At 57.6% G+C, this 21,291-nt stretch carries 15 protein-coding genes; all 15 read left to right on the forward strand.

Annotated features, from left to right (window positions below; all coding sequences use genetic code 11):
• Nucleotides 1–442 precede the first annotated feature (442 nt).
• The 15 genes from CRO23_RS09630 to narJ all read left to right on the forward strand — a co-directional run bounded on the left by CRO23_RS09630 (nucleotide 443) and on the right by narJ (nucleotide 21,290).
• Entirely contained in the window at nucleotides 443–1,342 is a 900-nt protein-coding gene (locus CRO23_RS09630) for a winged helix-turn-helix domain-containing protein (protein WP_028127498.1), read from the forward strand.
• A gap of 179 nt (nucleotides 1,343–1,521) precedes the next feature.
• Nucleotides 1,522–2,484, forward strand: coding sequence for an NAD-dependent epimerase/dehydratase family protein (locus CRO23_RS09635; protein ID WP_016927350.1), 963 nt, complete (start codon nucleotides 1,522–1,524; stop codon nucleotides 2,482–2,484).
• A gap of 174 nt (nucleotides 2,485–2,658) precedes the next feature.
• Nucleotides 2,659–3,708: a UDP-N-acetylglucosamine--undecaprenyl-phosphate N-acetylglucosaminephosphotransferase gene (gene wecA / locus CRO23_RS09640; RefSeq protein ID WP_097101856.1), complete on the forward strand. Its 1,050-nt coding sequence runs from the start codon at nucleotides 2,659–2,661 to the stop codon at nucleotides 3,706–3,708.
• A gap of 45 nt (nucleotides 3,709–3,753) precedes the next feature.
• Entirely contained in the window at nucleotides 3,754–4,887 is a 1,134-nt protein-coding gene (locus CRO23_RS09645) for a polysaccharide export protein (protein ID WP_049299147.1), read from the forward strand.
• Nucleotides 4,888–4,914: 27 nt separating this feature from the next.
• Nucleotides 4,915–7,095, forward strand: a complete 2,181-nt coding sequence (locus CRO23_RS09650; protein WP_097101858.1) for a polysaccharide biosynthesis tyrosine autokinase — start codon at nucleotides 4,915–4,917, stop codon at nucleotides 7,093–7,095.
• A 4-nt stretch (nucleotides 7,096–7,099) separates the two neighbouring features.
• Entirely contained in the window at nucleotides 7,100–8,398 is a 1,299-nt protein-coding gene (locus CRO23_RS09655; protein ID WP_048795031.1) for a flippase, read from the forward strand.
• Nucleotides 8,379–9,227, forward strand: a complete 849-nt coding sequence (locus CRO23_RS09660) for an ATP-grasp fold amidoligase family protein (RefSeq protein ID WP_028127496.1) — start codon at nucleotides 8,379–8,381, stop codon at nucleotides 9,225–9,227. The genes CRO23_RS09655 and CRO23_RS09660 overlap by 20 nt, the downstream gene beginning before the upstream one ends.
• Before the next feature lie 6 nt (nucleotides 9,228–9,233).
• Nucleotides 9,234–10,388, forward strand: coding sequence for a hypothetical protein (locus CRO23_RS09665; protein ID WP_028127495.1), 1,155 nt, complete (start codon nucleotides 9,234–9,236; stop codon nucleotides 10,386–10,388).
• 3 nt (nucleotides 10,389–10,391) lie between these two features.
• On the forward strand, nucleotides 10,392–11,297 hold the full coding sequence (locus CRO23_RS09670) for a glycosyltransferase family 2 protein (RefSeq protein WP_033640053.1): 906 nt from the start codon (nucleotides 10,392–10,394) through the stop codon (nucleotides 11,295–11,297).
• Nucleotide 11,298: 1 nt separating this feature from the next.
• Nucleotides 11,299–12,354: a glycosyltransferase family 4 protein gene (locus CRO23_RS09675; RefSeq protein ID WP_097101861.1), complete on the forward strand. Its 1,056-nt coding sequence runs from the start codon at nucleotides 11,299–11,301 to the stop codon at nucleotides 12,352–12,354.
• Between the two features lie 7 nt (nucleotides 12,355–12,361).
• Nucleotides 12,362–13,105 (forward strand): glycosyltransferase family 2 protein, encoded by a 744-nt coding sequence (locus CRO23_RS09680; protein ID WP_015378195.1) that lies wholly within the window; start codon nucleotides 12,362–12,364, stop codon nucleotides 13,103–13,105.
• Between the two features lie 11 nt (nucleotides 13,106–13,116).
• A complete protein-coding gene (locus CRO23_RS09685) occupies nucleotides 13,117–14,976 on the forward strand; it encodes a carbohydrate-binding protein (RefSeq protein ID WP_033640055.1) in 1,860 nt (619 codons plus the stop codon).
• Between the two features lie 292 nt (nucleotides 14,977–15,268).
• On the forward strand, nucleotides 15,269–19,030 hold the full coding sequence (locus CRO23_RS09690; protein WP_097101863.1) for a nitrate reductase subunit alpha: 3,762 nt from the start codon (nucleotides 15,269–15,271) through the stop codon (nucleotides 19,028–19,030).
• Nucleotides 19,027–20,571: a nitrate reductase subunit beta gene (gene narH, locus CRO23_RS09695; protein WP_016927361.1), complete on the forward strand. Its 1,545-nt coding sequence runs from the start codon at nucleotides 19,027–19,029 to the stop codon at nucleotides 20,569–20,571. The genes CRO23_RS09690 and narH overlap by 4 nt, the downstream gene beginning before the upstream one ends.
• Entirely contained in the window at nucleotides 20,568–21,290 is a 723-nt protein-coding gene (narJ, locus tag CRO23_RS09700; RefSeq protein ID WP_016927362.1) for a nitrate reductase molybdenum cofactor assembly chaperone, read from the forward strand. The genes narH and narJ overlap by 4 nt, the downstream gene beginning before the upstream one ends.
• Nucleotide 21,291 lies beyond the last annotated feature (1 nt).

A 21,291-nucleotide genomic window follows, 5' to 3' on the forward strand; every position in this document is an offset into this window, starting at 1 on the left:
AGATGCTGCACACGCCGAGTGGAATGTGTGACGGGGTTAAATCAGATAACTCTCATTCTGTTTTTTTCGGCTTTTTGTAGTCTATCTGACAATCAGATTAGGTGGGAAAACACAATGAATTCACGGATAGGAATGAAATTTCACAATTTCATTCGATTAACAATCGAACAACATGGTTAGTTTTTCCTTTTTAAATCAATGAGGTGTTCATTTGAATTTTACGGTGACCATGAAAGAAATCCATGTTGCCAGCAGGGAAAAAGAGTCATTTGGATAAACGGAACATCCTTAATATGGCCTAATGTAAAAAATGAAATCAGAAAATTTTTATAAAGGCCAATATCCGATGAATGCAACCTGTTGAGTTTACATTTAATTTCTTGAACATTTTTTGATATTTCTATACAAAGTGTGCAGGACAGGCACGCTAAGGAAATTAAAAGTGAATCTTGATAAAAGAATAAAGATTAGGAATCTCGATGTTCTGACTCCTGCCGGGGAGAAATTTCGTCTGCGTTGGAAGGAGTATCAAATTCTTTCGCTGCTTGTCGCCAGATCACCAGAACTGGTTACCCGAACGGAAATTATAGAAAATATCTGGAAAGGAACCTATTGCTCAGATTCAACGATAAATCAAACAATTAAATCTATTCGCCAAAAGATTAGCGACACGGAACACACGCTTATCAGAACCATTCCTCGTTTGGGTTACAAGGTGGAAAATCAAGCGGCTTTTCACTTTATATCCGAGGATGAAGACTACGCTGATGATGATATATTAAATGGCGGTGAAGATATTGGTGTTGATATTCAAGCGGAACTTTCTGAAAGTGAAAGTGAGTCGTCTGAAACAAACGATGAAAAAATAGATAAGCCGCATAAATCGACGCTGGTTGCTGCGCCTGTTGCAACGGTGGAGTCATCCAAAGAACCGGTGCGTGAAAAAAAGTCGGCGGCGGTGCGTCGCTTTTTCAGCATACCCGCCAGCCGTGTAGTGAAATACCTGACGGTATTCGCCTCTTTGCTGGTTATTTCACATTTTTCATATGTGCTCGGCAACCAAACCCGCCCCCCGGTGATCAATGATATTCAGAACAACACGCGCGTGGTGTTGACGCTGACGCTGAATAACCCCCATACCAACAGCCCGCAAACTCTGCTCTGCCTTTACCAGGGAGAGAACATGGATCAAGCCACCATCGAATGTGTCGATCCTAAGCAAGGGCAGCTTAAATTGCCGGTAAAATATGAGACCTCTTCGACGCCCGGCAAAGGTCGGATTAATCTCATATTGCCGAATAAAACCTTGCAATATCAAGTTGCTTACGATGTTAAAAATTAGCGCTGAATGAGGTTTTATCTTTAGCGATAATTTTACATTTGATGAAATCTTTTATTTCATTATTTGTTATTTGAAAGCCAGGTTCGATTTGTCCAGTCTGGAACTCATTACCTAACGCGTATTAGCGTCCTGTCCCAATGGGGCGACAGGAATAATGAGAACCTGCTGAGTGACAAATTATGGATAAGCGTAAAGTAGCTATTATCGGGGGTTCCGGTTTTATCGGAACACGCCTGGCGAAACGTCTCAGTGCGCGCGATGATCTGACGTTGGTCATCGTGGATAAGCAACCCAGCGCACATTTTCCCGCGCTCTATCAGTATGGCGATGTGACGCAACCTCAGACTTTGCAAGAACCGCTGACGGGCTGCGACGCCATCATTAATCTGGCGGCGGAACATCAGGACAACGTCGATCCCATTTCGCTCTATTATCAGGTCAATGTCGAAGGCGCGCGGCATGTCTGCATGACCGCCTCCGCTCTGAATATCCGCCAAATCATTTTCACCTCCTCCGTCGCTGTTTACGGCTTCGTCAAACAGGAAACCGGCGAAGAAGGAAGTTTCGAGCCTTTCAACCATTACGGCAAGTCCAAGCTCGAGGCGGAATACGTTTATGAAGCCTGGCGCAAGGCCGATGTGGAAAATCGGTTGACTATCATCCGTCCAACGGTGGTATTCGGCGAAGGCAACCGCGGCAACGTGTATAACCTGTTCCGTCAGATCGCCAGCGGACGTTTCGTGATGATTGGCAGCGGCAATAATATGAAGTCGATGGCCTACGTTGAAAATATTGCCGCGCGGCTGGAACATGCGCTGGATCAACAGTCAAGTTATCAGGTCAGCAACTACGTCGATAAACCGGACTTTACGATGAATCAATTGGTCGACGTCATTTCCTCTTCATTGGGGAGAAAAAATAAGACAATTCGCATTCCTTATGCCGTAGGCATATGCGGCGCAACCGCATTGGATGTTGTGAGTAAAATAAGTCGAAAGAAATTCCCAATAAGCCGCGTCAGAGTACAGAAATTCTGCGCCAGAACGCAGTTTAAAAGTAATGTGCAAAATAATTTCGTGGCGCCTGTTGAACTTGATTCGGCAATCGAAAGAACCATTAAACATGAGTTTTCTGATAGATAACTTAACCGCACGCTGACGTTATTTACTTATTTCCGCCGACAAGCGGATAAATCTGTATTTTTCAGGATTAATTCATGCTGACTTATATCCTGGCAGGATCAATTTTGTTTTTGTTAATAGCGCATTGGGAGCTGTAACTCAAGGGCGGTAGCGTGCTTATTCGCTGGAGGAACGATGTTATATCAACTGAGCGTGATATTTGTGCTGGCGGTCGCGTGGATCCTTATTGCCCGCCGGGTCGCCTTGACGGTGGGATTAGTGGATAAGCCCAATGCGCGCAAGCAACATCTGGGACATATTCCGTTGGTCGGCGGCATCGCCGTGTACCTGACGCTGATGCTGATGGCGCTGTGGCAACCCGCCTGGCTGCCCGACAGCACCGTCTATCTGCTGTGCATTACGGCGCTGGTGGTGTTGGGCGTGCTGGATGACCGCTTTGATCTGCCCGTGGCGCCACGCGTCATGGTGCAGGGAGGGATCGCGCTGGCGATGATGCTGGCGGCAGGGATGCAGCTTTCCTCATTGGGCCATGCCTGGGGCCATCAGGAAGTGATGCTCGGTTATGGCGCGTTGCTGCTCACGCCGCTGGCGGTATGGGGGGCGATCAACGCCTACAACATGGTGGATGGCATCGACGGGCAACTGGGCGCCTTGTCCTGCGTGACCTTCGTTGCGCTGGCCATCGTGTTCGGACTGGGTGGCCGGGGAGATCTGGCGCTGTGGTGCCTGGGCGTGATCGTCGTGCTGGCGGCTTATCTGCTGTTCAACCTGAGCCTGTTCGGCGCGCGTAACAAAATCTTTATGGGAGACGCCGGCAGCATGGTAATCGGCTTCAGCGTGCTGTGGCTGGTATTGCTGGCGACGCAGGGGCAGCAGGCGGTAATGCGCCCGGTCACCGCGCTGTGGCTGATCGCCATTCCGCTGATGGACATGGTGACCGTGATGGTGCGCCGCCTGTTGCGCCGCCAAAGCCCCTTCAAAGCGGGCCGCGATCATTTGCACCATATTCTGATGCGTCGCGGACTCAATGCGCGTCAGGCACTGGCGATGAGCACCATGCTGGCGGTGACGCTGGCCTGCATCGGCATTTGCAGTGAAGTGTTGCAACTGCAGGAAAGCCTGATGCTGGTGGCGTTTCTGTTCTGTTTTTGCGGTTATTTCACCATGTTGCGCGAACCGCGTCAGGCGACGATGCTCAGCGATAATCCAACCGTCGGGCGTTAATCCTCTCACGGGCTGCGGCAGCAGCCCGTTTATCACGGTACTTCCATGAATTTTCATTTGCCTCTTTTGATGCCGTTGGCCTTCACCTCCGCGTTATTGAGCGGTTGTACGGTGGTTCCCGGCTCACATTTACCGACCAGCGGAAAAGCCATCGTCGTGCAACAAGACGACGATTTCGATTTGAACAGCCAGGTACAGGTCTACCGCATGTCACCGATGCTGCTGCAGAAAATGCGGCGCGTTGAACCGGTCGCCCAGCCGAATCCGGCGCTGGACCAGCGGTTGCAGAGCTACCAATACCGTATCGGCGTCGGCGACGTGTTGAACGTCACCGTCTGGGATCACCCCGAGTTGACCACGCCGGCCGGGCAATATCGCAGCGCCAGCGACACCGGTAACTGGGTGCATGCGGATGGCACGATCTTTTACCCCTATATCGGGCGCGTGGCGGTGGTGGGTAAAACCGTCACCGAAGTGCGCAGCCTGATCGCCGGCCGTCTGGCGCAGTATGTGGAAAGCCCGCAGGTGGATGTCAGCATCGCCGCGTTCCGCTCGCAGAAGGCTTATGTGACCGGTGAGGTGAAAACCTCCGGTCAGCAGGCGATCACCAACGTACCGCTGACCATTCTGGATGCGATCAACGCCGCCGGCGGCCTGACGGACAATGCCGACTGGCGCAACGTGGTGCTGACGCATCAGGGCAAAGAGCGGGCCATCTCGCTGCAGGCGCTGATGCAGCGTGGCGACATCAGCCAGAACGCGCTGCTGCAGCCGGGCGACATCCTCTACATTCCGCGCAATGACAACTTGAAAGTGTTCGTGATGGGCGAGGTGGGCAAGCAAGCGACGCTGAAGATGGATCGCAGCGGCATGACCCTGACCGAAGCCCTCGGATCTTCCGAAGGGATCAGCCAGACGGTGGCGGATGCGACCGGGGTGTTCGTGATCCGGCCGAGCGGCGGCAACCCCCCGCAGCGGCTGGCGACGCTGTATCAGTTCGATCTCTCCGACGCCAGCGCGCTGGCGATGGGCGCTGAATTTCAGCTGCACCCTTACGACGTCGTGTACGTCACCGCGGCGCCTATCGCGCGCTGGAACCGTTTGATCAGCCAGCTGGTGCCGACCATCAGCAGTTTTAACGATCTCAGCGAGGCTACCTTGCGCGTGCGCAACTGGTAACTCCGCAGGGTGAATAAGGAACAGAAGATGAAAAACAATGCGCTGTCCGTGATGGTGGCCGAACAAGATGAAAAGCTGGAGTGGGAGCGTCTGGTAGGGCCGCTGTGGGATAACCGCTGGCGGATCGCCGTCGTGACCGGCGTGGCCGGTGCGCTGGGCGTCGCCTACGCCCTGTTGGCTACCCCGGTGTATCAGGCCACGGCGGTGGTGCAGGTGGAGAATCAGCTGTCCGGCGATTCGCTGCTGCGTGAAACGCTGGACAGTTCGCTGGGGCAAAATTCGACGACGCAGGATGAGGTGACGCTGGTCAAGTCGCGCTACGTGCTCGGCAAAACGGTGGATGCCCTCGGCCTGACGGTGCGCGTCGAACCGGACTATTTCCCGGTATTCGGTAAAGGTTTCGCCCGACTGAGCGGTGAAAAGACGCCGGTATTGGACATCGGTACGCTGACAACGCCGGCGGACATGCAGGGCGAAGCGCTGACGCTGACGGTGCGCGATGGGCAACATTACGAGCTGAGCCATGACGGCGCCAAATTGTTCAGCGGCGTGGTTGGGCAACCGGTGGCGCAGGGCGAGTGGAGCATGACCGTTTCGGCGCTGGATGCGGCGCCGGGCACCCGTTTCACCGTGGTTAAAGTCGCGCGTCAAGAAGCGGTGGACGATCTGCGTAAATACCTGGGCGTAGTGCCGAGCGGCAAGGACAGCGGCATCATGACGTTTACGCTGCCGAGTGAAGATCCGCAGCGTGCCGAGGCGGTGCTGAAGAACATCACCGATAACTACCTGCAGCAGAACGTGGATCGCAAAACGGAAGAGGCGCAGAGAATGCTGGCCTTCCTGCAGGAGCAGCTGCCGCAAACGCAAACCTCGTTGAACAACGCCGAAAACCAGCTCAACCAGTTCCGCCAGCAAAACGATTCGGTGGATCTGTCGCTGGAAGCCAAGTCGGTGCTGGACACTCAGGTGCAGCTCGAAGCCCAGCTCAACGAGCTGACCTTCAAGGAGGCGGAGATTTCCAAGCTTTATACCCGCGTGCACCCGGCTTACCGGGCGCTGATGGAAAAGCGCGCCACGCTGGAGGCGGAAAAGGCGCGGCTCGGCAAACAGGTACAGACGCTGCCGAAAATGCAGCAGGAGATCCTGCGTCTCACCCGCGACGTGCAGGTGGATCAGCAGGTTTACATGCAACTGATGAACAAACAGCAGGAGCTGAGCATCAGCAAGGCCGGCACGGTGGGCAATATTCGCATCGTCGACGAGGCGGAAACCGCTATCCGACCGATTCAGCCGCAAAAGATGCTAATCGTGTTGTTGGCGTTGATACTGGGCGCTGCGGGCACCGCGGCCGTGGTGCTGCTGCGCACGGCCTTCCATCGCGGCATCAATGATATCGATACGCTGGAGAAGCGAGGCATCAACGTCTACGCCACCGTGCCGCTGTCGCCATGGCAGGCGAAACGCAATCGCGAACAACGCCTGCTGTTGCCCAAATCCGGCGGTCGTCGCCTGCCGATCCTGGCGGTGGTCGAGCCGGCGGATCTGTCGGTGGAGGCCATTCGCAGCCTGCGCACCAGCCTGCATTTCGCCATGCTGGAGGCCAAAAACAACATTTTGATGGTCTCCGGTGCCAGTCCGGAAAGCGGCAAGAGTTTTACCAGCACCAACCTGGCGGTGGTGGTGGCGCAGGCCGGGCAGCGGGTGCTGTTGATCGATGCGGATATGCGTAAAGGATTTTTGCATCGTTGGTTATCGGACGACGCTCATCAAGGGCTGTCCGACATGCTGGTGGGCAAAGTGATGACGGAACAGGCGGTGCGGAAAACCGCCATCGCCAATCTGGACTTCGTGCCACGTGGTCAGGTGCCGCCGAACCCGTCCGAGCTGCTGATGCATCGCCGTTTCGCCGATTTCCTGCGCTGGGCCGGGCAAAACTACGATCTGGTGCTGATCGATACGCCGCCGATTCTGGCGGTGACGGACGCGGCCATCGTCGGCAATCACGCCGGTACGTCACTGTTGGTGGTGCGTTTTGAGGTGAACACCGTCAAGCAGATCGAAACCAGCATGCGCCGTTTCGAACAAAATGGCGTGGCGATCAGAGGCGTAATCCTCAACGGCATCGTGAAAAGGGCGGCGACCGACATGAGCTATTACAACTTCGCCTATCCAAGCCATCGGGAAGATCAGCGGCAGGCAGAGGAATAAGCGGGTGAAGGCCATTATCACCAATGCCCTGTGGCTGATGCTGGAACGCGTTTCGCTTAGCCTGTCCGGCATCTTCGTCTCCATTTACGTTGCGCGCTATCTGGGGCCCGCCCAGTTTGGCGCTCTCAACTATCTGTTGGCGACGATCGCCATCGTGGTGCCGCTGGTGCAGCTGGGCGCCGACAGCATCATTTTCAACCGCGTCGCCCGCCGCCCGCCGAGCGGCATTCGCCTGATGTTGGCTTCGATGCGTTTGCGCCGCCGGCTGTTCCTGGTGGTGGCGCTGCCGATGCTGATATGGAGCTATTTCAGCCAGCCGCCAGCCGGTCAACTGATGACGCTGTTGCTGCTTATCAGCGCCTATTTCTCGATTCAGGACGTGTACAAAATTTATTACGATGCCCGCCTGCAGTCGAAACGCAATACGCTGATCAACAACCTGGCGCTGCTGTTGTCGATCGGACTGCGGCTGGCGCTGGTGAGCGCCGCGCTGCCGCTGGTGTGGTTCGCGGTACCCTACATCCTCAGCAGCGCCGTACCTTATCTGGTGCGCCTCTGGCTATTTCGTGGGGAAGCTGCGGCCTCGCCGCGGGTTACGCCGCGCCAGGCCGGGCGCTATGGCCGTTATTTGCTGAAAGTGGGCCTGCCGTTGGCCATCTCCAGTCTGGCGATAGTGATTTATACCCGCATCGATCAAATCATGCTGGGCAATCTGGTCGGCGAGCAGGCGGTGGGCTGGTTCAGCGCCGCGACCACCCTCAGCCAGGGGTGGGTTTTTGTGCCGATGGCGCTGATCACCTCGTTGATGCCGGGTATTGCCAACTGTCGCGACCCGTTGGAGCAGGAGTACCGCATCCGGGTGCTTTATCTGGTGGTATTGGGCCTGTCGTTGCCGGTGCTGCTGGGTCTGTGGTGGTTCGCCCACCCGGCTATTGCGCTGCTGTATGGCGCCGCTTTTCAACCGGCTGCCGACATCCTGGCTATTTGTACGCTGACCTCGCTGTTCTCAGTGATGGGGACGGTTTCGTATCGCAGCATCGTGCTGTTCGCCGGTTATCGCTTTATCGCCATCAAGATGCCGTTGGTGGCTCTGCTGAACGTGGCGATGAATCTGCTGCTGATCCCGCGTTACGGCCTGACCGGCGCTGCGGTGTCTACGCTACTGGCGGAATTCATTTCGTTCTTCGTTCTGAACAGTTTATTCCGTGGCGGGAAAATTACCCGACTGCAGCTGACCTGTTTTTACTGCCTGCCGCGTCTTGTCAGCAAATTAAGGAGAGAGCATGTTAAACACCCTGGTTAAAAGCATTTCCAAGCGCCTGCCCGATGCCTGGCACCATCAGGTTAAATACGCGCTCTATTTCAAAAAATTGCCGCACCTGTCAAAACCGACCGGCTTCAGCGAAAAGATCATGCGCCGCAAAATTTATCCGCGCAGCATCTACACCACCTTGTCGGACAAATACAAGGTCCGCGAATTTATTGCCGGCCTGTGGGGCGAAGAGTATCTGGTGGAGCTGTATGCGCATGGCACTGAACTCAGCTACGACACGTTCAGGCAGTTGCCAGACGCCTTCGTGCTGAAGGCCAACCATGGCAGCGGCTATAACCGGTTGGTGTTCGACAAGCAACAGGTTAGCTACGCGGAATTGTACGATCTCAGCAGTTCGTGGATGCGCAGCAACTTTTACGAGCAGAGTCGCGAAAAGCATTATCTGGACATCGAACCCTGCATCATGGTGGAACGCATGTTGCTGGATGGTGAGCAGGTGCCGAACGATATCAAATTTCATTGTTTCAACGACAACCATGAAATTCGCATGTTTATCCAGGTGGATTACCAGCGTTTCGGCACCCATCGGCGCGATATTTTTGATCTCGACTGGAACCGCACCGAAATCCGCATCAACTTGCCGAATGCCGACGAACCGATGCCGCGACCTACGCGGCTGGAAGAAATGACGCGTTTGGCTCGCCAGGTTGCGCAGCAGTTCTCTTATGTCCGCGTGGATTTCTACCAGGTCGGTGAGAAGGTCTATTTCGGTGAATTGACGTTTACGCCTGGTGCGGGATTAAGCAAGCTTAAGCCGGAAAACATCGAGCAGGAATGGGGCAGTTATTTTACTGAGTAAACGCTTATGCAGAGAGTCGCCTCCAATTTTCACATGCATGCCAATGTTGGTTATAATCAGTCGCGGGATTTGGTCAATCAATCAATCATATTGACCTTCCTGTTAATCTTTTTCGTGAAAACTTTCCTGACCTCGGGATCGTTCAACAGCGAGCTGATTAATAAAACCGTGATGGGGCTCAATGCCCTGATGTTGCTCTATGTCGGCTATGCATTTTTCATCGCTACGATGGCGGAAAAAGCGGTTGCGGGTTTTTTGGTTCTGCTGTTTCTGGTTAATATCGCCACCGGACATGGTGATTACCTTTTTGGCGCGGTATTCAGCTCTGCGGTGATAATTTTATTCCGCCGCATCGAGATGGTGCGCGGCGCTGAAATGTTCGCTATCGCTTTTGTGGTTGCCGGGCTGTTGATGGTTATCCCTTATACCTTTTACACCAATGGATTTGTTTACCTTGATGAGCGCTATGGCAACAGATTAACGCTGGGTTTCGATAACCCGAATACCTTGGCGTATTATTCTTTTGCCTTGTTCGCCATGCTGCTGTGCCTGATCGACCATGCGAAATTAACGCGTGGAATGAAAAATATCGCCTCACTGGCGGTGTCGGCGTTAATTATCCCGGTGCTGATGTATTCCTATTCCCGCACCTGTTTTATGTTGGCACTGTTGATGTTGTTGCTGTTTTGGCTGGCGCCGCTGTTGCGTTTTACCCCCAATAGAAAAGTCTGCATTGCGCTGACGTTGGCCATCGTAGGCTTCCAGTTCGCCAGCGTTATACGCTGGGGGAGCAATCCGGCATTGGATGCGCTGTTGAACCAGGCGTTGACCGGGCGCATCTGGTTCTCCTGGCAGATGTTTCAGGCGGTGGGGCTACCCAATCCGCTGTTCGGCATGAATATCGAACCCTATAAGCCGGTCGATTTCTTCTTCATCGCCATGTTTTATTCGGCTGGTGGGATCGCCTCTGTTGTCATGCTTTTTTGTTATTTTCACCTGTTGGGTAATATGCGCAGGCTGAGTCGATTCATGCGCTGGGTGGTGGTTGTTTTTCTGCTGACAACTTTTACGGAAACCTATTTTTTGGTCCCGGTATTTAACGTGTCGTTATTGCTGCTTTGCCGTGGAAAAGAAATGATAAATTCTAAGTTGGAGGGTTAAGAAATGGATTTCTCGATCGTGATCCCTATTTATAATAGTGCGCGTTACCTGCCTAAAACTCTGAAGCGGATTTTCAGCGCTTGCCAAGGGTTCGACTATCAGGTGATTTTGGTTGATGATTGCTCTGACGAGGATGATATCAAATATATTCGCCAGATAGCGGCGACTAATAGCAACGTGATGCTACATGAGAAAAAACAGAAGAGCAATGCGGCGGTATCGCGCAACCTGGGCGCCAATTTAGCGCAATCGGAGATCGTGTTTTTTCTCGATTCGGATGATTACTTTACTACCAACTATATTATTCGCCGCATGAAGAAGCATGAAGATCGCCATATTGATATTATCTTCGGTAATTATGCAGAGGTGAGCGGTGATTCGGTACGCGACTTCAACTTTCACTACAAATCCGGTTCTTCCGGCGAGGATTTTCTTTTTCTGGAAATGGGCGATATTCGGTCATCCACCATCAGCATGCGTAAAAAAAGCGATCGCCGCTTTTTATTTCCCGAGTTTCTCAACAAGCATCAGGATTGGGGCTTTCTGGTCAACGCCACCAATTTGGGCGCGCAAGTGGCGTATGACGCCGGTGGCGGGGTGTTTCTCGACGTGGGGCGTTACGGACGCATGACGGCGAAGCTTAATCTGGAGGCCAGCGACCGCTTTATCAATACCTTCCTCAGCCCCAGCGATCGCCATATCAGCGGATTCGCCTGCAAGCACCTGCTGGCCTCGCTGTATTCGGAAAACGCCCAGGCGTTCAATTATTACTCGTCGCGCATCGTGCGGCACAGCCTGAGCGGCAAGTTCAAGATGATCAAATGGTATGGCGATTGTCTGACGCGGCTGGGGTTGTTCTCGGTTGGCGGCCGGCTGTTGCGCAATGTGCGCCAGGGATTCAGGAGATGATATGCAAGCACGCAAGGTAATCATCGTCATCGAAAATATGGCGGGCAAGGGCGGCACTGAACGGGTCGCCAGCGGTTTGGCCAATGCGCTGGCGCGTCTGCCGAATTACGAGGTGGCGGTGTTTTCGCTGTGTGGCGAGCGGAGCTTCTTTCCGCTGGCGAGCGACGTCCGGCTACGCTGTGGCGGCGGCGATTCGCTGTTCTGGCCATGGCGGCTGGCGTTCGCACTGCGGCGTGAACGCGCGGACGCGATCATTACCGTTTCCATGGGAAAACTGTCGGTGGTGATGACGCCTTTTCTACGTTTGTTCTGTGCCCGCAGCCGGCTGTTATTGAGCGAGCACGTCAGCTTTCACCAGTATCCGCGCGTATTTAAATGGCTGAAGTTGTTGGTTTACCGGTTGGGCGATCGCGTGATTTTCCTGACGCGGCAAGATCGCGACGCCATCGCTCGCTGGGTGGGCGCCGGGAAATGCCGGGTGATCGAGAACGTTTCGCCGTTCGGCGCACAGGCGCCGACGCCGGCGCTGCAGGAAAAGGTGGCGCTGGCGGTGGGGCGGTTGAGCAATCAGAAAGGCTTCGATCGTCTGATCGCGCTGTGGCGCGGGGTGGCGGCGCAAATGCCGGATTGGCGGCTGTTGATTATTGGCGACGGCCCTGAGCGTGACGCACTGCGGCGGCAGATTGAAGGCGCCGGGCTGGAGCGGCAGGTGAGCCTGCTGCCGGCCACCGCCGACGTGGCGGCCTATTATCGCCAGGCCAGTCTGTATTTGATGACGTCGCGCTATGAGGGGTTGCCGATGGTGCTGATCGAAGCCATGAGTTTCGGCCTGCCGTTGGTGGCCTACGATTGCAAGACCGGCCCGGCCGAGCTGATAGACAACGGCGTCAACGGCTATCTGGTGCCCGATGACGATGCCGCCACCTTCAGCGAAGGCGTGCTCGAACTGATGCGCGACCCGGACCTGCGCGATCGCTTTTCTGTCGCCGCGCTAGATAAGTCTCGCCGTTTTTCTCCCGAACGTATTTATCCCCAGTGGCAACAGCTCATTGAGTGAGGACAGAATGGAAAAGATATCCGTGATAATGCCCGCCTACAACGCGGCAAACTCTATCAAAGAATCGATCCTTGGCGTGCTGAACCAGCAATTTACCGACTATCACCTGTATGTGATCGATGATGCGTCCACCGACAACACCGCCGAGGTGGTGCGGCCGTTTATCCACGATCGCCTCACCTATATACGCAATGAGCATAACCAGGGCGTGGCGGAAACGCGCAACATCGGCATTGAGGCGGCGAGCGGGGACTATATCGCCTTCTGCGACAGTGATGACGTATGGCTCCCCAACAAGCTGTCGCGCCAGGCGAGCATTTTGCAAACCCGCCGCTATGACGTGGTGTGTTCCCATTATTACACCTTCGAAGACGACCTGAAATTGATCAAAAACACCCGTGGTGCGGATGAGCTTATCGGCTATCAGGACATGTTGAAAAGCAACTGGATCGGCAATCTCACCGGCATCTATAACCAGAAGCGCATCGGTAAGGTATATCAGCAAAAAGTGGGGCATGAGGACTACTTGATGTGGCTGGCGGTGCTGCAGAAGGCGCGTAACGGCCTGGCCTACTGCATTCCCGAACCGCTGGCCTGTTACCGGTTGTCTACCCATTCGCTGTCGGGCAACAAAATCCGCGCTGCGGACTGGCAATGGCGGATTTACCGTCAGCATTTGGGGCTGTCTTACCAGAAATCCTGCTATTTGTTCGCCACCTATCTGTTCAATGCCGTGGTGAAAAGGAAATGACCATGAGGGGGATGTATCAGCGGGCGGCTCTGGGCTGTTGCGCCTTGTGGGGCGCAGCGGCTCTGGCGCAGAACTGCCAACCCAATCTGTTGACCAACCCCGGCTTTGAGCAGGGGCTCAGCGGCTGGCGAGCGCAGGGCGCGCAGGCCGACGGCGATACGCACAGTGGCAGGGGGAGTCTACGTTATGACAATGCAGATATAGCGCGATACCGTACCTTCAACCAGGCGCTGCAGGTTGAGCCCGGACAGACGATAGATTTCGGCGTCTGGCTCAAGACCCGCGGCGTGCGCGGGCAAAGCCGCGACGGCGGGGCTGGGGTTTATCTGCAGAGCTTTGATGCGCAGGGGCGCTTTCTGGAAGGCAGTTATCCGGCTGGGGTGACCGGCGACAGCGGCTGGCGGCAGGTGAACGCCAGCTATACCGTGCCGCCGCAGGCGGCGCGAATCACTTTTGGCGTTTATCTGCGTAAGGGGAGCACCGGTACCGCCTGGTTTGACGACGCCTATGCGTGTGCTCGCGCGTCTATGCCGGCGTTGTATCAGCTCGGCGCGTCGGCGCAGGGAAAGGTCGACACGTTGGTCGTCACTGCGCAGCCGCAGCATTTGCAGGTCGACAGCGAATTGCTCAATGCCGAGGGGCAGGTTGTTCACCGTAGCCGCGACCGTTATCAGGTTGAAGGGCAGCGCCGTATCGAATACCAACCGCCGGCCGGCCTGGCACAGGGGGAATACCGCCTGCGTCAGCAGGTCACCGGTCAGCAATCCCAGCCGGCACAGGGCAGCGAGCTGTCTTTTCGCGTCGGGCAGCCTGCGGCCAAAGTCGCGATCGACAGCGAAGGCTTTACCCTGCGCGATGGTCAACGGCTTTTTCCGTTGGGCATTTACGCCAACGTGGCTACCGATGAGCATTTGGCGCGCATCGCCTCGGCGGGATTCAACACGGTGCTGAATTATGATTATGGGGAAAAGAAAGATCCTTACGCCTTTTTCCGCAACGCAGGCAAGCGCGGGCTGCTGGTCATTTACTCCGTCAAAGATCAGTACCGCGGCAGCCGCTTCGCGCCGGCCGCGCGCGGTGGCGACTACGCGGCGATGACGGCCTGGTACGTGCAGCGCTTGCGCTCTCAGCCCAACCTGCTCGCCTGGTACATCAACGATGAACTGGGGCCGGAATATCTCGATAAGATCGAGGAAAAAAACCTGCAAATAAAGCGGCTTGACGGCGATCATCCCACCTTCCAGGTGTTGAACAAAACCGGGGAGTTGGACGCCTACTTTAACAGCAGCGACATTTTGGCGACCGACCCTTACCCGGTGGGGAACGATCGCGATCTGACGCGCACGACGCGTTATACCGAACTGACGGTGCAGGCCGCCCGCCAGGCACGCGGAGCCTGGGTGGTGATGCAAATCATGGATCACGCCGCTTATGACGCCCGCCGCAAGCCACATCCGCCGTCAGAGGCGGAAATTCGCAATCAGGCCTGGCAGGCGCTGATCGGCGGCGCCAAGGGGCTGTTGTTTTATTCTTATACCGATCTGTTTTATAAGCGTAAAACCGGCCGCTTCGACCAACGGGAGTTTGACGCCACCTGGCGTGGCGTGGCTGCCGTGTCGCAGCAAATCGCCGCCTTCACCCCTTATCTGCTGACGGGAAAATCGACGCCGCTGGCGGGAAGCGACCCGCAAATGCCGGCGCGGATGTTTATTCTGGGCGATCGCGCCTTGCTGTTGGTAGCCAATCCTTACTATCGAGAGGGAAGCACCCGCTTGCGCCTTCCGGCGGGTTGGCGGCAGCAGGGAGAGGGCACGGAGGTCAAGCTGACGTTGCCCGCCGTGGGTACCGCGACGCTGTGGCTTCAACGCTGAAAGCGACGAGTCAGCATCACGCGGGAGGTTTCTCCCGCGTCCTACCCCCAAATACCCCGCCTTGCCTCCCAGCTGTCCGCCTTCATCTTGATATTCTCCTTTATTCATTTTAATTCAATTAATTAACCTAATTTATCGCACCTATACTTTGGTGGTATTTCACCCCCGACGCGCGCGTCGCCTCCCGCTTTCTCTTGATCGCAATCAATTTGCCGCCGGTTGGCCGTCAGTAGGCTGGCGGCAGATTGAGCATGTCTTCTTATAACGACAAGAGCCTTCAGGAGCATTCCGGATGAGCAAATTTTTAGACCGTTTCCGCTATTTCAAGCAGTTGGCGGAGCCTTTTTCTGGCGAGCACGGCCAGACCTTGAACACTAACCGCGACTGGGAAGACGGCTACCGCAGCCGTTGGCAGCACGACAAAGTGGTGCGTTCCACCCACGGCGTGAACTGCACCGGTTCCTGCAGTTGGAAAATCTACGTGAAGAATGGTCTGGTGACCTGGGAAACCCAGCAAACCGACTATCCGCGCACCCGTCCCGATCTGCCCAACCATGAACCGCGCGGCTGCCCGCGCGGCGCCAGTTACTCCTGGTACCTGTACAGCGCCAACCGGCTGAAATACCCGCTGATGCGCAAGCGTCTGCTCAAACTGTGGCGCGAAGCGAAAGCGCAGCACAGCGATCCGGTCACGGCCTGGGGCTCTATCGTCGGCGATGCGGAAAAAGCCAAAAGTTACAAGGTGGCGCGCGGCCGCGGCGGTTTCGTCCGCTCCAGCTGGCAAGAGGTCAATGAACTGATCGCCGCCGCCAACGTCTATACCGCCAAAACCTTCGGCCCTGACCGCATTATCGGCTTCTCGCCGATCCCGGCGATGTCGATGGTGTCCTACGCCGCCGGCGCCCGCTACCTGTCGCTGATCGGCGGTGCCTGCCTGAGCTTCTACGACTGGTATTGCGATTTGCCGCCGGCCTCGCCGATGACCTGGGGCGAGCAGACCGACGTGCCGGAATCTGCCGACTGGTACAACTCCTCCTACATTATCGCCTGGGGCTCCAACGTGCCGCAGACGCGCACCCCGGACGCCCACTTCTTTACCGAAGTGCGTTACAAGGGCACCAAAACCGTGGCGGTGACGCCGGACTATGCCGAAGTCGCCAAGCTGTGCGACCACTGGCTGAATCCGAAGCAGGGCACCGACAGCGCGATGGCGCTGGCGATGGGCCACGTGATGCTGAAAGAGTTCCATCTCGATCGCGAAGTCGGCTACTTCCGCGACTATGTGCGCTGTTATACCGACATGCCGATGCTGGTGCTGCTGGAGCCGCGTGAAGGCGGCCACTACGCCGCCGGCCGCCTGCTGCGCGCCGCCGATCTGGTGGACGGATTGGGCCAGGAAAACAACCCCGAGTGGAAAACCGTCGCTATCGACAACCGCAGCGGCGATCTGGTGGCGCCGCAGGGCTCCATCGGTTTCCGCTGGGGCGAGAAGGGCAAGTGGAACCTGGAACAGCGTGAAGGCAAGGCGCAACAGGAAGTCGAGCTGCAGCTCAGCCTGTTGGGCATGCATGACGACGTCGCCGAGGTGGGTTTCCCGTACTTCGGCGGCGCCGACAGCGAGCATTTCAACAGCGTGGCGTTGGACGAGATCCTGCTGCACAAGCTGCCGGTGAAACGCCTGCGGCTGGCGGACGGCAGCGAAGCGCTGGTGACCAGCGTGTACGATCTGACGCTGGCCAATTACGGCCTGGAGCGCGGGTTGGGCGACGCCAACTGCGCCGCCGACTATGACGAGGTCAAGGCTTACAGCCCGGCCTGGGCCGAGCAGATCACCGGCGTATCGCGCCACAACATCATCCGCATTGCCCGCGAGTTCGCGGAAAACGCCGAGAAGACCCACGGCCGTTCGATGATCATCGTCGGTGCCGGCGTCAACCACTGGTATCACATGGACATGACCTACCGCGGCCTGATCAATATGCTGATCTTCTGCGGTTGCGTCGGCCAGAGCGGCGGCGGCTGGGCGCACTACGTCGGCCAGGAAAAACTGCGGCCGCAAACCGGCTGGCTGCCGCTGGCGTTCGGCCTCGACTGGCAGCGCCCGCCGCGCCACATGAACAGCACCTCGTTCTTCTACAACCATTCCAGTCAATGGCGCTATGAAACCGTCGGCACCGACGAGCTGCTGTCGCCGCTGGCGGACAAGTCGCGCTTCGGCGGCAGCCTGATCGACTTTAACGTGCGCGCCGAACGCATGGGCTGGCTGCCGTCTGCGCCGCAGCTGGGCGCTAACCCGCTGCGCCTGGCGGAGCAGGCACGCGCGGCCGGCCAATCGCCGGTCGAATTTACCGTCGACAGCCTGAAGAACGGCTCGCTGGGCTTCGCCGCCGAGCAGCCGGACAATCCGCAGAACTTCCCGCGTAACCTGTTCGTCTGGCGATCCAACCTGCTGGGCTCCTCCGGCAAGGGTCATGAGTACATGCTCAAATACCTGTTGGGCACCGAAAATGGCATCCAGGGGAAAGATCTCGGCCAGCAGGGCGGCGTGATGCCGCAGGAAGTGGAATGGCGCGAGCAGGGCGGCGAAGGCAAGCTGGATCTGGTGGTGACGCTCGATTTCCGCATGTCGAGCACCTGCCTGTACTCCGACGTGGTGCTGCCGACCGCCACCTGGTACGAAAAAGACGACATGAACACCTCCGATATGCACCCGTTCATTCATCCGCTGTCGGCGGCGGTCGATCCGGCCTGGGACTCGAAGAGCGACTGGGAAATCTACAAGGGCATCGCCAAGGCCTTCTCCGAGGTGTGCGTCGGCCATCTGGGCCAGGAAACCGACGTGGTGACCCTGCCTATCCAGCACGACTCCGCCGCCGAGCTGGCGCAGCCTTACGGCGTACAGGACTGGAAGAAGGGCGAGTGCGATCTGATCCCCGGTAAAACCGCGCCGCACATCATCGCGGTGGAGCGTGATTACCCGGCCACCTACGAGCGCTTTACCTCACTGGGGCCGCTGCTGGACAAACTGGGCAACGGCGGCAAGGGCATCAGTTGGAACACCCAAACCGAGGTCGACTTCCTCAAGCAGCTTAACTATGTCAAGGCCGACGGCCCGGCGGCGGGGCGGCCGAAGATCGAGAGCGCGATAGACGCGGCGGAAGTGATCCTGTCGCTGGCGCCGGAAACCAACGGCCAGGTGGCGGTGAAAGCCTGGGAAGCCCTGAGCAACGTCACCGGCCGCGATCACCGGCATCTGGCGCTGAACAAGGAAGACGAGAAAATTCGCTTCCGCGACATTCAGGCGCAGCCGCGCAAAATCATCTCCAGCCCGACCTGGTCCGGTCTGGAGGACGAACACGTTTCCTATAACGCCTGCTACACCAACGTGCACGAGCTGATCCCGTGGCGCACCCTCAGCGGCCGTCAACAGCTGTATCAGGACCATGAGTGGATGCGCGCCTTCGGTGAAAGCCTGCTGGTATACCGGCCGCCGATCGACACCCGCGCCGCGCGGCCGCTGCTGAACAGCAAGCCGAACGGCAACAAGGAGAAGGCGCTGAACTTCCTGACGCCGCACCAGAAGTGGGGCATTCACTCCACCTACAGCGACAACCTGCTGATGCTGACGCTGTCGCGCGGCGGCCCGATCGTCTGGCTGAGCGAAGACGACGCCAAAGATCTGGGCATTGCGGACAACGACTGGATCGAGGCCTTCAACGCCAACGGCGCGCTGACGGCGCGCGCGGTGGTGAGCCAGCGTATCCCGGCCGGCATGACCATGATGTACCACGCACAGGAGCGCATTGTGAATCTGCCGGGGTCGGAGATCACTCGCCAACGCGGCGGCATCCACAACTCGGTGACCCGCGCCTGTCCGAAGCCGACCCACATGATCGGCGGCTATGCGCAGTTGGCCTACGGCTTCAACTACTACGGCACCGTCGGTTCCAACCGCGACGAGTTCGTGGTGGTGCGCAAGATGAACCGCATTGATTGGTTGGACGACGAAGGCAACGACTACGCGCAGGGCAGTCAGCAGGAGAACAGCAAATGAAAATTCGTTCGCAAGTCGGCATGGTGCTGAATCTGGACAAGTGCATCGGTTGCCACACCTGTTCGGTCACCTGCAAAAACGTCTGGACCAGCCGCGAGGGTATGGAGTACGCCTGGTTCAATAACGTGGAAAGCAAGCCCGGCGTCGGGTATCCGCACGCCTGGGAAGATCAGGAAAAATGGAAGGGCGGCTGGATCCGTAAAATCAACGGCAAGCTGGAGCCGCGCATGGGCAGCCGCGTCGGCGTATTGTCGAAAATCTTCGCCAACCCGGACGTGCCGGCGCTGGACGACTACTACGAGCCGTTCGATTACGACTACCAGCATCTGCACACCGCCAAACAGGGCAAGCACCAGCCGGTGGCGCGCCCGCGCTCGCTGATCACCGGGCAGCGCATGAACAAGATCGAAAGCGGCCCGAACTGGGAAGAGATCCTCGGCGGGGAGTTCGAAAAACGATCGCAGGACAAGAACTTCGACAACCTGCAGAAGGCGATGTACGGCCAGTTCGAAAACACCTTCATGATGTATCTGCCGCGCCTGTGCGAACACTGCCTCAACCCGGCCTGCGTCGCCACCTGCCCGAGCGGGGCGATCTACAAGCGCGGCGAAGACGGCATCGTGCTGATCGACCAGGACAAGTGCCGCGGCTGGCGCATGTGCCTGACTGGCTGCCCGTACAAGAAAATCTATTTCAACTGGAAAAGCGGCAAGTCCGAGAAGTGCATCTTCTGTTACCCGCGTATCGAAGCCGGCCAGCCGACGGTCTGTTCGGAGACCTGCGTGGGCCGCATCCGCTACCTCGGCGTGCTGCTGTACGACGCCGATCGCATCGAGCAGGCGGCGGCGGTGGAGAACGACAAGGATCTGTACCAGAGTCAGCTCGATATTTTCCTCGATCCGCATGATCCGAAGGTGATTGCTCAGGCGCTGGCGGACGGCGTGCCGCAGGGCGTCATTGAAGCCGCTCAGCAGTCGCCGGTGTACAAAATGGCGATGGACTGGAAGCTGGCGCTGCCGCTGCACCCGGAATACCGCACGTTGCCGATGGTGTGGTACGTGCCGCCGTTGTCACCGATTCAATCGGCCGCCGACGCCGGCGAGCTGGCGCACAGCGGCGTATTGCCGGACGTCGAGAGCCTGCGCATCCCGGTGCAGTATCTGGCGAACCTATTGACCGCCGGCGATACCGAGCCGGTGCTGCTGGCGCTGAAACGCATGCTGGCGATGCGCCACTACAAGCGGGCGGAAACCGTCGACGGCGTGGTGGACACCAGCGCGCTGGAGCAGGTCGGTCTGAGTGAAGCGCAGGCGCAGGAGATGTATCGCTACCTGGCGATCGCCAACTATGAAGATCGCTTCGTGGTGCCGTCGAGCCACCGCGAGCTGGCGCGCGAAGCCTTCCCGGAAAGCAAGGGGTGCGGCTTCAGCTTCGGCGACGGCTGCCACGGCAGCGATGGCAAGTTCAATCTGTTCAACAGCCGCCGTATCGATGCCATCGACGTGACCGCGAAAACCGCGCGGCCGGAGGATGCCTCATGATCAGCCTGAAAGTGATCGCCCGCCTGCTGGATTACCCGGAGCAGGCGCTGTTTGACCATCAGCAGGCGCTGATCGAAGCGCTGGAGCCGGCCAGCGAGCTGGATCTGCACCACAGCGCGCAGCTGATTCTGTTTATCCGCCGCCTGTGCGCGCGCCCGTTGCTGGACGCGCAGGCTGACTATTGCGAACTGTTCGATCGCGGCCGCGCCACCTCGCTGCTGCTGTTTGAGCATGTGCACGGCGAGTCGCGCGATCGCGGCCAGGCGATGGTTGACCTGATGGCGCAGTACCGCGCCGCCGGGCTGGAGATCGACAGCCGTGAGCTGCCGGACTTCCTGCCGCTGTACCTGGAGTATTTGGCCAGCCGCAGCGCGGCGCAGGCGAGGGAAGGGCTGCGGGACATCGCGCCGATCCTGGCGCTGCTGGGCGCGCGTCTGCAGCAGCGCGAAAGCCCGTACGCGGTGCTGTTTGATCTGCTGCTGGCGCTGTCCGGCAGCGAGGTGCAGGCCCAGGCGTTGGAGACGCAGGTGGCGCAAGAGGCGCGCGACGATACGCCGCAGGCGCTGGATGCGGTGTGGGAAGAGGAGCAGATCAAGTTTCTCGGCGAACAAGGCTGCGCCTCCGCCCAGCAGACGGCGCACCAGCGGCGCTTCGCCGGCGCGGTGGCGCCACAGTATCTGGACCTGACGGATGCGTTAACCGGAACCAAAGGACGCTAAT

The sequence above is a fragment of the Serratia sp. JKS296 genome, assembly GCF_900215445.1.
Lineage (GTDB): Bacteria > Pseudomonadota > Gammaproteobacteria > Enterobacterales > Enterobacteriaceae > Serratia > Serratia marcescens.